The organism is Micromonospora sp. NPDC023869, from assembly GCF_055559695.1.
This window is the reverse complement of record NZ_JBVHKD010000003.1, coordinates 300,439-316,321: the sequence shown is the minus strand read 5'-3', so window position 1 is coordinate 316,321 and position 15,883 is coordinate 300,439. Positions and strand designations below refer to the sequence as shown.

Genomic DNA, 15,883 nt, shown 5'->3' with positions numbered 1-15,883 from the left:
GGACGCCGTTATATCGCACCGGCGCGTGCGGCGCGCCCCGGTCGAGGTGCGGACGACTGGCATACTCGACCCGACCAGGTGGGGACCGGACAGTGTGGTGGTCAGGTGCAGTTCCGCATGTTGGGACCGCTGGAGGCCATCCGGGACGGGCACACCGTGCCGCTCGGTGGGCCGAAGCAGCGGGCGCTGCTCGCGCTCTTCCTGCTGCGCCCGAACCGGTTCGTCGCCACCGACTGGCTGGTCGACGCGCTCTGGGACGGACTGCCGCCGGCCAGCGCCGAGATGACGCTGCGCACCTATGTGGCCGGACTACGCCGCGCGGTCGAACCGCAGCGCAGCCACCGCGAGCCGGCCCGCGTGCTGCGCAGCCACCCCAGGGGGTACGAGCTGCGCGTCGAGCTGGAGGACATCGACGCGGTCCGCTTCCAGCGGCTGGCGGCGTACGCGGCCCACGCGCTCGCGGCGGGCGACGCCGTCTCGGCCGAGCGGGGCTTCACCGAGGCGCTGACGCTCTGGCGGGGTGAGCCGCTGACCGGTGCGGCCGAGCTGAGTGCGGTGCGTCCCGAGGCCGCCCGGCTGACCGAGGCACGCCTCGGTGCCGAGGAGGGACGGTTCACGGCTGCCGTGGCGGCCGGACGGCACACCGCCGTACTCGCCGAGTTGCGCCAGTTCGTGGCCGCGAACCCGGTCCGCGAGACCGCCCGCGCCCAGTTGATGCTCGCGCTCTACCGGTCCGGGCGACAGACCGAGGCGCTGGCCGCCTTCGACGAGGGCCGCCGGGTCCTGGCCGACGAGTACGGCATCGACCCCGGCGAAGAGCTGCGCGAGCTACACGGCCGGATCCTGGCCCAGTCCGTGCCGCCGCCGGCCACGCCTGTCGCGCCGGACGCCACGCCGACCGAGGTCGCCGGCACGTCCGCGTCCACTCCGGACTACCAGCCCGGACCGGTCCACGGGACGACCAGCATGGTCGGGGCTCCGGCGGAGCGTTCGGATTCCCTGGTCGGTCGGGAGGCCGAGCTGGCCGGGCTGATGGCGGCGCTGACCGAGGTCGTCATCGGCGGCGGTGGCCGGGTCGCCGTCGTGGTGGGCGAGCCGGGGATCGGCAAGACCACGCTCGCCGCCGCGCTCGCCGGGACGCGGGGCGTACCGGCGGTGTGGGGTCGTTGCCCCGACGTCGGGCAGGCACCGCCGTTCTGGCTGTGGAACCAGGTGGTGCGCACACTGGCGGCGATGCCGCAGGCGGGCACGACCGGATCGGCGCGCCGGTTGGACGGCTTCGCGGCCGGACCGGCGGACGGGTCGACCGGCGACGCGGCACCCGACCCGACGGCGCGGTTCCGCGCGTACGAGGCGGTGGCGGACCTGGTGCGGACGGTCGCCGGTGCGGACGGCCTGCTGCTGGTGCTGGACGACCTGCACGCCGCCGACCCGGACTCGCTACTGCTGTTGCGATTCCTCGCCACCACCCTGGCCGACGCCCGGGTTCTCGTGCTGGCCACGATGCGCCCCTACGAGCACCACCCGGCGCTGGTGGCGACGGTGGCCGACCTGGCCCGTGGTGCGGGCTTCCGCCACCTGCGGCTGACCGGGCTGACCGACATCGACGTGGCCGACCTGGTCCAACGACGCACCGGCACGCCCCCGCAGCGGCAGGTGGCGGCGCGCCTGGCCACCCGGACCGGGGGCAACCCGTTCTTCATCACCGAGCTGTTGCGCGCCGGCACCGACCCGGCCGACGCGGACCTGCCGCCGAGCGTCCGGGACACCGTCCGGCTGCGCCTCGGCGCCCTGCCCGACGCGGCCCGCGACTGCCTGGAGCTGCTCGGCGTGGCCGGACGCGACCTGGACACGCAGACGATGGCGACGGTGCTGGAGGTCTCGGCGGCGCACCTCACCGAGGGGCTGACGGCGGCGTATACGGCAGCGCTGGTCGCCGAGGCCGGGCCGGGTGCGGTGCGGTTCCGTCATCCGCTGTTCGCCGAGGTCGCGTACGCGCAGTTGCCGCCGCCCCGACGCGCCGCGCTGCACGCCCGGCTGGCCCTGGCGTACCAGCGGATCGGCGGTGTCGCCCCGGCCGAGTTGGCCCACCACTTCGGGCAGGCGATCGGACTCGGGCACGGCGAGGACCATCTACGCTGGTCACTGGCGGCGGCCGACGACGCGACGCGGCGGTTCGCGTACGAGGACGCGCTCGGCCACCTGGACCGGGCGGCCCGGCGACTGTCGCCGCTCGCCGGCACCTCGCCGTCGGCGGCGGCCACCGAACTCGCCGTCCAGTTGCACCGGGCCGCCCTGTTGCAGATGACGGTCGGCGTCGGCGCCGACGCCGTCGACGAGGTCTGCGCCCGAGCCCGGGAGCTGCTGGCGCTGGTCGGAGCGGAGACCGACGTACGGCCCGCGTTGTGGGCGCTCGGCGAGCTGGCCGCCAACCAGGCCGACTACGCCGGTTGCGGGGAGTTGGCCGAGCGGCTGGTCCGGGCCGACGACGGCACCGGGCTGATCGCGGCGGCCGGAGAGTACCTGCGGGGTGTGGTCGGCTACTTCACCGGTGCGCTGGTCGAGGCCGACCAGCGGCTCACCGCCGCCGTCGATCGGCTGCGCACGGTCGACCCGGATCTGCTGGGCCGCCAGGTCGGTCGGCTGCCGGTGTTGGCCGCGTACAACTTCCGGGCCCTGGTCCGGTCGCTGCGCGGTGCGACCGAGGACGCCCGGCGGGACATCGCCGAGGCGGAGCGGCTGGCGGAGCGGCTCGCCGACCCGTACGGCCGGGCGAACGCGGCACTCTTCGCGGCCTGGATGGGGATGCAGGAACGCGACGTGGCGGCGGTACGCGCGGCGGCGCACCGGTGCCGCGAGATCGGTGCCGCCAACGGCATGCCGCACTTCGTGACCACAGGTGGTTTCTTCCTGGAGTGGGCGGCCGCGCGGGGTGGCGAGCACGACCGGCTCCCCGCGATGCGGGCCGCAGTGGAGGGCATCTACCGCCCTGGGCTGCGGGCCACCCGCACCGTCACGTACAGCGCGATGGCCGAGGCGTACCTGGCGGCGGGTGATCCGTCGACGGCGGCGGAGCTGGCCGACGAGGGCCTGTCGGTGGTGGACCGCCTCGGCGAGTCGGTCCTCGCGCCCGAACTGCACCGCATCCGCGGCATCGCCCGCCGCGACCCCACCGCCCTCGCCACCGGCGCCCACCTGGCCGCCACCCAAGGCAACACCCTCATCCGCTCTCGCTTCCCCCACCCCTGACCGAGACGAACCAGGCCAGACTCAGCGCACGCCGAACCCCTCACCCCAGCACCCACCAGACCAGCTCCCCAGCAGGCCAACCCGACCAGACCAACAACGTCAGACTCGCAGCACGCCGACCCGCCTCTGCCAGACCAACGACGTTCAGATTCCCGGTAGGCCAAGCCGCCCCAGTCAGGCAAACCAGGTCGGGTTTCCGGCAGGCCCGACCCGCGCAGGGATCAAGCCTGACCGCCCGGAGCGGGTCGGGCCTGCCGGAAACCCCACCCACGAGAAACCAGAACCCCAACCGGAAATCTACGAAACCTCCACACCCGCCCGCTGTGCTGAACCAGTCAACAGTCCCGCCCGGCCACCCCGGGCGGCCAGGTGTGGAGGAACGAGATGAACCCGGCCCAGTCGTCGTCGCCCGGCGAGGTCCAGGAGGTCGACGTCGTCATCGTCGGGTGTGGTCCGGTCGGTGCGCTGGCCGCGAACCTGCTCGGCATGCGGGGCGTCCGCACGCTCGTCGTGGAGCGGAGCACGGAACCGCACGGGCAGCCGCGCGCGTTCTCCTGCGACGACGAGGCGCTGCGCATCTATCAGCAGGCCGGCCTGCTGGACCGGATCGTCGGCGACCTGCACCAACCGGTACGCGCCGACTACGTCAACGCCGCCGGCCGGCGGTTCGCCACCATCGCCTTCGACGAGGTCGACTTCGGGTTCGGGCACGCCCCGCTGAACTTCTTCGACCAGCCGTTGCTGGAGCAGTCTCTGCGTACCGGGCTGGAGCGGTTCGCGCATGTGACGCTGCGGCTGGGCACGGAACTGGTCGACCTGCGGCAGGACGAGGACGGCGCGGATCTGGTGGTGCGGGACGTGGTGGCCGACCGGTCGTACCCGGTCCGGGCCCGGTTCGTGCTCGGCTGCGACGGTGCGCGGAGCACCACCCGCACGGCGGTGCGGATCCCGCTGGCGGGGGCGAGTTACGCCGAGCCGTGGCTGGCGGTCTCCGGTGACGTGGCCCCGGACGGGATCCGCGCGCCGCACACCACCTTCGTCTGTGACTGGCGGCGGCCCGCGTTCGTCTCCCCCGGGTCGCGAGGCAGCTATCGGGCGGAGTTCATGCTCCGACCGGGCGAGACCGAGGCCGACATGCGGGATCCGGCGAAGATCGCCGAGCTGGTGTCGCCGTACGTGGATCCGGACCGTTTCACCGTCACCCGCGCCGTGGTCTACACGTTCCACCACCTCATCGCCGCCAGGTGGCGGGAGGGACGGGTGTTCCTGCTGGGCGACGCCGCCCACCAGATGCCGCCCTTCCTCGGGCAGGGGCTGTGCAGCGGACTGCGGGACGCGGCGAACCTGACCTGGAAACTGGCGCTGGTGCTGTCCGGCGTGGCCGCCCCGGCGCTGCTCGACACGTACGAGACGGAACGTCGGCCGCACACGGCGGCGATGGCGGAGACGAGCGTCCGTCTGGGTCGGGTGTTCCTGGCCCGTAGTCGGCGGGCGGCGTGGGTCCGCGACAGCGTGCTGCGGGCGGTGCAGACCGTGCCCCGGGTACGCCGATTCGTGCGGCACTTCGAGTTCAAGCCGCTGCCCGCGTACGAGCGGGGGCTGTTCGCCGGCGGCCGGCGCGACGGTGCCGTCGGGGTGATGTTTCCGCAGCCTCGGGTGGCTGTCGGCGGTGACTCGACGCCGCGGCTGCTCGACGATCTGCTCGGCGACGGCTTCGCACTGGTCGGGCGTGGCCTCCCGGCGGAACTGTCCGGGCTGCCAGGGCCGGTACGGTCCGTCGTGACGCATCCGGCCGGCACCGACCCGGCGCGCCTGCCGGCGAGCGATGCCGCCCAGGTCCACGTCGTCGACCTGGACGGGACCGTCGACGCCTGGCTACGGCGGCACCGGGTGGACGCCGTCCTGCTGCGGCCGGACCGGTTCGTCTTCGCCACCGCGCAGGCCGGCGGCATCGACCAGGTGACCCGCACGCTCGCGGCCGACCTCGGCGCGACCGCCTCCCGCCAACCCACCGGCTAGCCGCGTCACGTCACCGGCCCGCCCGGTCCGGGCGCGGTCCTGCCGGCCGGGGTTCCGTGGCGGACCGGTGACGTGCCAGGATGCGGCCATGCGTGCCGTGATCTTCGACGAGTTCGGTGTCCCGCCGCAGGTCCGCGACGTGCCGGACCCGACGCCGCCGCCCGGTGGCGCGATCGTCCGGGTCGAGGCGACCGGGTTGTGCCGCAGCGACTGGCACGGCTGGCAGGGACACGATCTGGACATCGTCGTGCCGCACGTACCCGGGCACGAGTTCGCCGGTGTCGTCACCGCCGTCGGCACGGGCGTGCGGGGCTGGCGAGCGGGTGACCGGGTCACCGCGCCCTTCGTCTGCGCCTGCGGTCGGTGCCCGTCGTGCCAGGCGGGCGACCAGCAGGTCTGCGAACGGCAGAGCCAGCCCGGTTTCACGCACTGGGGCTCGTTCGCCGAACAGGTGGCCGTCCGCGACGCCGACGTCAACCTGGTTCGGCTCCCCGACGAGCTGGACTATCCGGCCGCCGCCGCGCTCGGTTGCCGGTTCGCCACCGCGTTCCGGGCCGTGATCACGCAGGGACGGGTCGCGGCCGGCGAGTGGGTGGCCGTACACGGCTGCGGCGGGGTGGGGTTGTCGGCGGTGATGATCGCGCTGGCGTGCGGTGCCCGGGTGGTGGCCGTCGACGTCGCGCCCGGTGCGCTCGACCTCGCCCGGCGCCTCGGCGCGGCGGTCTGTCTGGACGGGCGCACCCTGGACGGGCCGGACGCGGTGGCCGAGGCGGTCCGGGAGGCGACCGGCGGCGGCGCCCACCTGTCCCTCGACGCGCTGGGCAGTCACGCCACCTGCACCGCCTCCGTCCGAAGCCTGCGCCGCCGGGGACGACACGTGCAGGTCGGGCTCCTGCCCGCCGCCCAGGGACACCCGGCCGTGCCGATGGATCTCGTGATCGCCTACGAGTTGGAGCTGCGCGGCAGCCACGGCATGCCGGCGCACGCCTATCCGGAGTTGCTCCGGCTCGTCACCTCCGGGGTGCTGCGGCCGGCCACGCTGGTCACCCGCACCATCGGGCTCGCCGACGTGCCGCACGCGCTGGCCACCATGGACGGTCCGACCGGTGGCGGGATGTGTCTCATCCGCCCGTGACGAGCCGGCCGGGCCGGGAACTCGGGCAGCGGACCCGATGGCCGCCCCCGTCGGAACGGGAGCGGCCCCGGGTTCACCTAACGGGTGTGGGTGCGGCCCGCCGTTCCGCGAGCGCCAGTACGACCACGGCGCCGAGCAGCACCGACGACCCCAGGACGGCGGCCGGGGTGAGCCGTTCGTCCAGGAGCAGCACCGCGATGACGGCTGCGGTGACCGGCTCGACCAGCGCCAGGACCGACGCCGTGGTCGCCCGGACCGACGCCAGGCCGGCGAAGAACAGCCCGTACGCGAGGGCGGTGGGCACCGCGCCGAGGTAGGCCAGCAGGCCCAGTGTCCGGCCGATGTCGCCCGAGGTGGGCAGGATCCCTTCGAGCAGGGCCACCGGCAGCAGGACGAGCGTCCCCACGACGAAGCCGCCCAGCGCCGTGGTGCCGGGGTCACCGCCGGTGCCGTCTCGGCCCCGCTTCCGGTTGAGCAGGGTGACGCAGGCGTACCCGGTTGCGGAGAGCAGCGCGCACGCCAGGCCGAGTGCCGGCGCCCTGCCCGCGCTTGGGCCGCCCACCAGCAGGATCAGCCCGACCAGCGCCATCGCCACGGTGGCCGTACCGGCACGACCCAGCCGCTCCCCCGTCCACAGGCGGGCACCGATGGCGATCAACACCGGTCCGGACCCGAGGGTGACGACGGTGGCGATGGCCAGCCCGGCGTACGCCACGGCGGCGAAGTAGGCCGTCTGGTAGACCGCCAACCCCACACCGGTGGTCACGATCGCAGGCCACCGGGTGCCGTGCTGCGGCGCGCCGACCGACCGCCCGTCGACCGGAGTGGACCGGGCCGGACGCCGGTGGCGGAGCACCAGGTATCCGACAGCCAGCAGCAGGACACCGCCGACGAACCGCCAGAAGGACACCGCGACGGGTCCGAGCCCGCTGATGGCGTAGAGGATCGCGGCGACAGCGCCACCGGTGCCCCAGGCGACCGCCGCGATGATGACGTAAAGGATTCCCCGCCCCACTGACGGGGGCACGTTGGTGTGCAAACAATTCTCCGTTGTCGTCGCCGCCCGGGCAGCACGAGACGCACCCGGGCTCGAAATAGGTCAGAGCCGGGTCGGCGGAAGCGCCGTTACCGGGTGGGTGGCGGCGAGACGACGGAGAACATCACCGGGGCAGCGTACCGGCCGGGGCCGGACACCGGCGCGATCATTCGGTGGGCCGCTACCAGGGGTGAGGAACCGACTCCGAACCTCACGACATCGCCGCACATCTATTGACAAACATCCTTAACAGTCACAGTCTGAGAGAGCGCTCTCTCACCCCGTGTCACCACCGAACGGAGGAGTACCCGTGATTGTCCGAAGAAGACTGCTGGCGGTCGCCGCCGCCCTGATCACCGCCGTCCCGACCGCGCTCGTCGCCGCCGCGCCCGCCCAGGCCGTCGGCCCGGCGTTGCTGCCCGTCACCGTCACCAACAACACCGGCCGGTCCGGAGCCGTCCACGTGTACGTCATCGGCGTACAGCTCTCCTCCGGCCGCCTCGGCTACGTCAACCAGGCCGGCACGTTCATCCCCTGGTCCGGCGGACAGATCCCGCCGTCACCCGCGCCCGACGCCTCGATCCCCGGTCCGGCCAACGGCGCCAGCGCCACCGTCCGCTTCCCGCGCGGCTTCTCCGGTCGCGTCTACTTCTCCTTCGGCGAGAAGCTCAAGTTCTTCCTCACCCCGACCGGCCTGGTGCAGCCCGCCCCGTGGGCGGCCGGCGACGCCAACCGCGACATCCTGTTCGACTGGAGCGAGTTCACCTACAACGACGCCGGGCTCTGGCTCAACAGCTCCCAGGTGGACATGTTCGCGGTGCCGCACGCCGTCACCGTGACCGGCGCCAACGGCGTCACCAAGCGGACCGGCGACGTCGTCGCCAACGGCCGCACCGCGATCATCAACGGCGTACGGTCCCAGTCCGGCTGGGCGAACACCGTGTACACCCGCGCCGACGGCACCGTGCTGCGGGTCCTGGCACCGGGCAAGGCCGCCGGAGCGGGCCTGTTCAGCAGCACCTACCTGGACTCCTACATCGCCTCGGCGTGGAACGCGTACACCAGCCGCACGCTGACCGTGGTGCCGTTCGGCGACCGGCCCGACGTCCGCTACTTCGGGCGCACCTCGGGCCGGGTGATGACCTTCACCAACAGCGCCGGACAGGTCGTCGCCTCGTTCAACCGCCCCTCGTCGGCGAGCGTCTGGGGCTGCGACGGCGACCTGCCCGCCCCCAACGACCAGGTGGTCGGGCCGATCTCCCGCACCCTCTGCGCCGCGCTGAACCGGGGCACCCTCGGCACCATCCACACCCAGCCCAGCACCAACGCCGCCGAGTTCTATCGCAGCAACCCGACCAACCAGTACGCCCGGATCATCCACGCCAACATGCGCGACGGTAAGGCGTACGCCTTCGCCTTCGACGACGTCGGCGCGTTCGAGTCGCTGGTGCACGACGGCGACCCGCGCGCCGCCGGCCTGGTGCTCAGCCCGTTCTGATCCCGACCGACCCTCAGGTGGGTGGATTTGTTGTCGCTGGAGCGACAACAAATCCACCCACCTTCACTCAGTCCGCGTCGGGGGCGGGCACCTCGCGCAGGCCGTCGCGGTCGAGGCGCAGCCACCGCCGTACGCCGATGGCGTGCAGGAAGCGCTCGTCGTGGCTGACCACCACGAACGCGCCCCGGTAGGCGTTCAGCGCGTTCTCCAACTGGCCCACGCTGACCAGGTCCAGGTTGTTGGTGGGTTCGTCGAGCAGCAACAGGTGCGGGGCGGGTTGGGCATAGAGGACACAGGCGAGGGTGGCCCGCAGCCGCTCGCCGCCGGAGAGCACACCGACCGGCAACTGGGCCCGGGCACCCCGGAACAGGAAGCGGGCCAGCAGGTTCAACCGTTGCGACTGCGGTCGCTCGGGGGCGTACGCGGCGAGGTTCTCCGCCACCGTCCGGTCGAGGTCGAGCAGGTCCAGCCGCTGCGACAGGTACGCCATCCGGCCGTCGGCCCGACGCACCTGCCCGCCCTCGGACGAAGTCTGGCCGGTGAGCAGACGCAACAGGGTGGACTTGCCGACGCCGTTGGGGCCGGTGAGCGCGATCCGTTCCGGACCCCGGATGGTCAGCTCCAGACCGTCGCCGGGGAACAGTGGACGGCCGGCGTGGCGCACCTGCATCCGCTGTCCCTCGACGAGCGTGCGACCGGCGGGTACGTCGGTCTCCGGCAGGTCCAGCGTGAGCGCCTGGTCGTCGCGCAGCGCCCGGCTGGCCTCGTCGAGGCGTCCCTGCGCGTCGCTGACCCGGCTGGCGTGCGCCTGCTGGGCCCGTCCGGCCGACTCCTGCGCGCTGCGCTTGAGCCCACCGGCGACGATCCGGGCCAGGCCGGCGTTGCCGAGGTTGCGCGCGGCGTTGCCGGCCCGGCGCTCGGCCCGTTCCCGGGCCTGCTGCATCTCCCGCTTCTCCCGCTTGACCTCCAACTCGGCGCTGCGCACGGTGCGCTCGGCCAGTTCCCGGGCCGCCCGGGCGGCCTCCTCGTAGGCGGTGAAATTCCCGCCGAACAACCGGACCTGCCCGCCGTCGAGTTCGGCGATGCGGTCCATCCGGTCCAGCAGCATCCGGTCGTGACTGACCAGCAGCAGGCAGCCGGGCCAGTTCTCCAGCACCGAGTACAGCCGGTGCCGGGCGTCGACGTCGAGGTTGTTGGTGGGTTCGTCGAGCAGCAGCACGTCGGGGCGGCGCAACAGTTGGGCGGCCAGGCCGAGGGAGACCACCTGCCCGCCGCTGAGCGTGTGCAGCGGCCGGTCGAGCGCCACCTCGTCCAGACCGAGCCGGTCGAGTTCGACGCGGCTGCGTTCCTCGACGTCCCAGTCGTCGCCGACGACGGTGAAGTTCTCCTCGCTGGCGTCGCCGGCCTCGATCGCCCGCAGCGCCGCGATGGTCGGGGCGACGCCCAGCACCTGCGCGACGGTCAGCTCACCGGCGAGCGGGAGGTCCTGCGGCAGGTAGCCGAGCACCCCCTCGACCGTCACCCCGCCCCCGGTGGGGGCCAGTTCCCCCGCGATCAGGCGCAGCAGGGTCGACTTGCCGGCGCCGTTCGGCGCGACCAGGCCGGTGCGGCCGGGCGGCACGGTGAAGGACAGGTCCCGGAACACGGGGGTGTCGTCGGGCCAGGAGAAGGACAGGTTGGTGCAGACGACGCAGACGTCGGACATGGCAGTGAGACCTCGGGAGGAAGGCCGGGACGCGACCGGCGCCCCGGTCGGACAGACAGGGCGGTGACGTGACAGGCCGCCCCGGCAGTGGCCGGTCGGCGGCGGGCACACTCACCCTGAGATGTCGTCGTCCCCCGACAGCATGTCGCGCTCCTCGTTTCGCGTATGCGCGGCTGACCCGCGCCCAGCCAGCCTAACAACTTCGCGGCATGGTCGCGCACGTCAATTCCGCAGCCGACGAGCCGTCAGCGGAGGGCGCCGACCAGGATGTCCCGGCACTGTGCGACCAGCCGGTCGAGAGCGGGACCCGGTGTCGCGGTCCAGACCAGGGCCAGCTGGGCGCGTTCGTCGACGTCCTCGATCCGCAGGGCGGTCAGGCGACTCGTGTAGTACCCGGCCATCGACTCGCTCAGGACCGCGACGCCCAACCCCCGGGCGGCCAGGTCGGCGACGGCGTCGGCGGCGCTTGCCTGGACGGCGATGGTCGGCCGGACGTGGTGGCGGAGGCAGGCGCGGTCGAGGACGGTCCGGATGCCGGTGCCCTCCGGCATGCAGACGAGCCGGTGGGCCGTCAGTTCGGCGAGCGCCACCGTCGTCCGGTGCGCGAGCGGGTGTGCCGGTGGCACCAGTGCGACGAGACGTTCACTGGTGACGGTGACGGTGTTCAGGCCGGGCGCGTGGGCGTCGGCGGTGCCGACGAGGGCGAGATCGACGGCGCCGGAGCGTACGGCGTCGAGGAGCCGGACCGAGGTCTCCTCGACCAGGGTGATCTCCACCGCGGGATGCGCCTGGTGGAACGCGGCCAACGCCTCGAAGAACGGCGTGATGGTGCAGCCGGTGACCATGCCGACGGTGAGGCTGCCCCGGACGAGTCCGGTCACGTCGTCGACGGCCTGCCGCACCGCATCGGCCGAGGCGAGGGCCGCCCGCGCGTGGACGAGTGCGGCCCGGCCGGCGTCGGTGAGGGTCGCGGTCCGGGTGGACCGGTCGAACAGGGTCGCGCCGAGCTCCCGTTCGAGCCCTCGGATCTGCGCGCTCACTCCGGACTGGCTGATCCGGACCCGTTCGGCGGCACGGGTGAAGTTGGCCTCCTCGGCGACCGCGACGAAGTACTCCAACTGCCTCAACTCCATAAGCGGGAATTCTAGATGCCGGAAGAACTATCTGTTGGATTGCTGGACCCTGGGCGGGCAGGCTGGAGCCGTAGCCGGACCAGCGAAGGGATCGTCGTGCCAGACCGTGAGAAGGCGATGCAGCCCGAGGACATCACGCGCCTGTTCGTCGAGCGCTCCAACGCCGGTGACGCCGAGGGCGTCGCCGCGCTGTACGAGGAGGACGCCGTGATGGCCTACCCGCCGGGCGGCCAGACCGTCGGGCGCGCCGCCATCCAGGCCCTGTGGGAGAAGGTGCTGGCGAACCGGCCCCGCTTCGAGCCGGAGGAGCCGCTGCCGACTCTCCGGTCCGGCGATCTCGCCCTCACCTCCACCCCGCCGAGGGACGGCGCGGGTGGCCGCGCCCAGGTGGTCCGACGGCAGCCCGACGGTTCCTGGCTGCGCGTGCTCGACCAACCGGAGTTCGTCACGCCGACGGCCGGGTGACCACGCCGTTCAGTCCGGTCGGCCGACGCGGAGCGGTGGGGCGTTGAGGTGGCTGGTGAGCACCACCAGCAGCTCGAAGCGGATCGCCGGGTCGTCCAGGTCGGTGCCGTACAGGTCGCGCAGGCGCTTGAGCCGGTAGCTGACCGTCTGCGGGTGGACGAACAGCTCGGCGGCGACCTCGGCCCGCGAGCCCCAGTGCCGCAGCCACGAGTGCAGGGTGACCAGCAGGTTGTCCCGCTGGGCCGGACGCAGGTGGGCCAGTGGTTCCAGCCGGCGGGCGGTGAGCACCGCCAGGGCCCCCGGTTCGCCGCGCAGGGTCAACGGGATCAGGTGGTCGTCGGCGAAGACCGGGCCGGGGTCGGGGCCGACCAGGCCGGCGGCCAGTTCGGCGAGGCGTACGGCGGCCGGCACCTGGGGCCAGTCCAGCTCGGGGCCGACCACGGCCCGCCGACCGGCCAGCGCCTCGGCCAGCGGGGCGCGGGCCGCCCGGGGACCGGCCCGCAGCAGCAGCACCGCGTCCCGGCCGCGCTCGATGACCAGGCCGTCGACGCCGTAGCGGAACCGGGCGTCGCGGGCCTGGTCGGGCGGCAGGAGCACCGGCACCACGCTGTCCAGCTCCGGCCAGCCGATCCGGGCGGCGGCTGCGGCCACCGCACTGGGCATGCCGTCGCCGCGCAGCAGCAGTTCGGCGAGCTGCCGGCGGCGGTCGCCCTCACCGGCCTGCTCGCGCACCTGGAGGGCGTACCCGTCGGTGCTCGCCGCGGCCAGTTCGGCGACGTACGCGCTGACCGCGTCGGAGAGGTCGATCAGTTCCTCGGTGTCGACCGGGCGGAGCCGGGCCAGCGACTGCGAGGCGGTCCGCAGCAGTAGCCGGGCGGCCATCCGCAGGGCCGCGAGCAGGGCCTCCGGCCCCCGGTCCTCGCGGGCCTCGGCGGCACCGAGGGCGACGAAGACCTCCCGGATCCGGGGCGGCAGCGCGGGCTCGTCGGTGCCGACCAGGTCGAGGAACCGGTCGAGGGCGACCTGGACGGCGGTGTGCACGTCGCGGACGAACTTGTCGTCGGCGATGCCGGCGAAGGCGGGGGTGGCCTCGGTGACCGCGCCCGCCACGGCGGCGACCGTCGCCGGCAGGTGCGGACGCATGGAGGCGGCCAGGTCGGCGGGGAGACGCCGCCAGGGGGTGGCGGAGACGGGGGCGCTCACCGGCCGATTTTGTCACGTCGGGATAAAGAGCCGCCGATTCTCGCTGCTGACGGGACGGTGTTTCGATCCGCGTCCCCGGGCGAGGATGGGGCACGCCGCCGATCCGACCGAGGAGCGCACCGTGCAGCACCGACTCTCCCGACAGCATGTGGTCGACATGTGCCGGACGATGCTCGCCCGGGGATATCTCAAGGCCACCGAGGGCAACGTCTCGGTCCGGGTGCCCGGCCACCGGCTGTACGCGGTGACCCCGAGCAACTACGACTACGACCGGATGCGGGTCGAGGACATCTGTCTCGTCGACTTCGACGGCAAGCACGTGCCGGACGGCACCGGAGCCGACCTCAAGCCGTCCATCGAGTGCGGGATGCACGCCAACATCTATCGGGAACGCCCGGACGTCAACGCGATCGTGCACACCCACCAGCCGTACGCGTCGGCGCTGGCCTTCCTGCGCAAGCCGATCCCGGCGCTCACCGACGAGCAGGTGCGCTTCCTCGGCCGGGAGGTGGCGATCATCGACTACGCCCCGTCCGGCACCGGCTTCCTGGCCCGCAACGTGCAGAAGAAGGTGGCCAGCGGGGACAACGCCTTCATCATCGCCAACCACGGCGTGGTGGCCATGGGCACCGACCCGGACCGGGCGGTGTTCAACATGGCGCTGCTGGAGAAGGTCTCCATCGCGTACCTGCTGGCGTTGACCAGCGAGACGGGCAAGGTCTACACCATCCCGACCGCGATCCGGGAGATCGCCTTCGGCAAGCTGCGCGCCGACGAGAAGCGGATCGCCGCGCAGATCACCGAGGCGGTCGAGCCGCTGCGGGTACCCGCCGACGAGGACCTGCCCAGCGCCGACGCGACCGCCGCCGCCCAGACCGCAGCCGCCACCCGGACCGACGCCGAGGCCGAGAACGCCGCCGACGCCGAGGCCGGGGCGACTGACGCCCGGGCCGCCGCCGAGGTCGAGGCACCGGGGGCGGAGTCCGCCCGACTCGGGTACGCCATCAGCGAGTATCCGGACGTCGACGACGTGATGCGCCGGCTCAAGGCGCTGACCGCCCAGCCGCTGCGCGGGCTGCGCCACGACGCGATGCTGGACGTGCTGAACTACTTCGAGACGAAGTGCCGGGCCAGCAGGGAGATCACCGACCGGGCCAAGCTGCGCATCCCCGGCGGGGTGCAGCACAACCTGGCCTTCAACTACCCGTTCCCGCTGGCGGTCGAGAAGGCAGACGGGGCGTACCTGGTCGACCGGGACGGCAACACCTACATCGACTTCCTCCAGGCCGGCGGGCCGACGATCCTCGGCAGCAACTACGGCCCGGTCAACGAGCGGGTGGCCGAGGTGGTCCGCGCTTCCGGGCCGGTCACCGGCCTGTTCCACGAGTACGAACTCAAGCTCGCCGAGATCATCCACCGTTACATGCCGCACGTGGAGATGTACCGCTCCCTCGGGTCCGGCACCGAGGCGGTGATGGCGGCGGTCCGGGGTGCCCGCGCGTTCACCGGCAAGAAGATGGTGATCAAGGTCGGCGGCGCGTACCACGGCTGGTCCGACACGATGGTGTACGGGCTGCGGGTGCCCGGCACGTACCGGATGAACGCCAAGGGCATCCCGTTCGGGGCGACCAGCCGGACCCGGGAGGCGTTCCCGCACGACCTCGGGCAGCTCAAGCGCAAGCTGGTGGAGAACCGGCTGCGCGGCGGCACGGCGGCGGTGGTGGTGGAGCCGGTCGGCCCGGAGTCCGGCACCCGGCCGGCGCCCCGCGACTTCAACGCCGGGGTCCGCGAGCTGTGCGACGAGTTCGGCGCGCTGCTTGTCTTCGACGAGGTGGTCACCGGCTTCCGCCTCGGGTTGGGCGGGGCGGCCGGCTACTTCGGCGTGACCCCGGACCTGACCGTGCTGGGCAAGGCGGTCTCCGGCGGGTACCCGATGGCGGGTGGGGTCGGTGGACGCTCCGACGTGATGGCGGTCTTCGGCTCCGGGCTGGACGGCAAGAGCGGCGCGCACATCCAGGTCGGCGGGACGCTGTCGGCCAACCCGCTCTCCTGCGCGGCCGGGTACTTCGCGATCGAGGAGATGGCCCGCACCAACGCGCCGGTGATCGCCGGACGCGCCGGGGACCGGCTCACCCGGGGCCTGCAACGGCTGATCGACACCTACGGGCTGCCGTACGTCGCGTACAACCAGGGCTCGATCGTGCACCTGGAGTGCAGCGGCGTGATGCTGCTGGACATGCGCAACCCGGTGAAGCTGCTGCGCGAGAACAAGGCCCGCAAGCGGCTCATGGAGCAGATGGGCGCCGCGTACACCGCGCACGGCATCGTCACGCTTGCCGGCTCCCGGATGTACACCTCGATGGCCGACACCGACGAGGTGATCGACGACGCGCTGGCCCGGTTCGACCGGGTCTTCGCGCAGGTCGAGGGGGTCTGAGGC

Annotated in this window: 10 protein-coding genes; 6 read left to right on the top strand and 4 right to left on the bottom strand. The window is 73.1% G+C overall.

Annotated features, from left to right (window positions below):
• The first annotated feature begins 117 nt into the window (after positions 1 to 117).
• The 3 genes from ACZ31C_RS11890 to ACZ31C_RS11880 all read left to right on the top strand — a co-directional run bounded on the left by ACZ31C_RS11890 (position 118) and on the right by ACZ31C_RS11880 (position 6,403).
• Positions 118 to 3,249, top strand: coding sequence for a BTAD domain-containing putative transcriptional regulator (locus tag ACZ31C_RS11890; RefSeq protein ID WP_465795260.1), 3,132 nt, complete (start codon positions 118 to 120; stop codon positions 3,247 to 3,249).
• 384 nt (positions 3,250 to 3,633) lie between these two features.
• Positions 3,634 to 5,268 carry a bifunctional 3-(3-hydroxy-phenyl)propionate/3-hydroxycinnamic acid hydroxylase MhpA gene (mhpA, locus tag ACZ31C_RS11885; RefSeq protein WP_465795259.1) on the top strand — a complete coding sequence of 545 codons (1,635 nt, stop codon included), beginning with the start codon at positions 3,634 to 3,636 and terminating at the stop codon, positions 5,266 to 5,268.
• An 88-nt stretch (positions 5,269 to 5,356) separates the two neighbouring features.
• Complete coding sequence (locus ACZ31C_RS11880; RefSeq protein WP_465795258.1) at positions 5,357 to 6,403, top strand: zinc-dependent alcohol dehydrogenase family protein; 1,047 nt, start codon at positions 5,357 to 5,359, stop codon at positions 6,401 to 6,403.
• 73 nt (positions 6,404 to 6,476) lie between these two features.
• Here the strand turns inward: ACZ31C_RS11880 and ACZ31C_RS11875 are convergent, their stop codons facing one another.
• Positions 6,477 to 7,418, bottom strand: a complete 942-nt coding sequence (locus ACZ31C_RS11875; RefSeq protein ID WP_465795257.1) for a DMT family transporter — start codon at positions 7,416 to 7,418, stop codon at positions 6,477 to 6,479.
• Between the two features lie 331 nt (positions 7,419 to 7,749).
• Here ACZ31C_RS11875 and ACZ31C_RS11870 point away from each other — a divergent pair, with 331 nt between their 5' ends.
• Positions 7,750 to 8,937, top strand: coding sequence for a beta-1,3-glucanase family protein (locus tag ACZ31C_RS11870; protein ID WP_465795256.1), 1,188 nt, complete (start codon positions 7,750 to 7,752; stop codon positions 8,935 to 8,937).
• Between the two features lie 67 nt (positions 8,938 to 9,004).
• Here ACZ31C_RS11870 and abc-f read toward each other — a convergent pair whose 3' ends face one another.
• Both abc-f and ACZ31C_RS11860 read right to left on the bottom strand, forming a co-directional pair.
• The gene (abc-f, locus tag ACZ31C_RS11865) at positions 9,005 to 10,642 is read right to left on the bottom strand and encodes a ribosomal protection-like ABC-F family protein (protein ID WP_465795255.1); all 1,638 of its coding nucleotides are present in this window, start codon (positions 10,640 to 10,642) and stop codon (positions 9,005 to 9,007) included.
• Between the two features lie 245 nt (positions 10,643 to 10,887).
• A complete protein-coding gene (locus tag ACZ31C_RS11860) occupies positions 10,888 to 11,775 on the bottom strand; it encodes a LysR family transcriptional regulator (protein ID WP_465795254.1) in 888 nt (295 codons plus the stop codon).
• Between the two features lie 117 nt (positions 11,776 to 11,892).
• Between ACZ31C_RS11860 and ACZ31C_RS11855 the strand changes: the two genes are divergently transcribed.
• On the top strand, positions 11,893 to 12,240 hold the full coding sequence (locus ACZ31C_RS11855) for a YybH family protein (protein ID WP_465795484.1): 348 nt from the start codon (positions 11,893 to 11,895) through the stop codon (positions 12,238 to 12,240).
• 9 nt (positions 12,241 to 12,249) lie between these two features.
• Here ACZ31C_RS11855 and ACZ31C_RS11850 read toward each other — a convergent pair whose 3' ends face one another.
• Positions 12,250 to 13,443 (bottom strand): PucR family transcriptional regulator, encoded by a 1,194-nt coding sequence (locus ACZ31C_RS11850; protein ID WP_465795253.1) that lies wholly within the window; start codon positions 13,441 to 13,443, stop codon positions 12,250 to 12,252.
• A 121-nt stretch (positions 13,444 to 13,564) separates the two neighbouring features.
• Between ACZ31C_RS11850 and ACZ31C_RS11845 the strand changes: the two genes are divergently transcribed.
• The gene (locus ACZ31C_RS11845) at positions 13,565 to 15,880 is read left to right on the top strand and encodes an aminotransferase class III-fold pyridoxal phosphate-dependent enzyme (RefSeq protein WP_465795252.1); all 2,316 of its coding nucleotides are present in this window, start codon (positions 13,565 to 13,567) and stop codon (positions 15,878 to 15,880) included.
• Positions 15,881 to 15,883 lie beyond the last annotated feature (3 nt).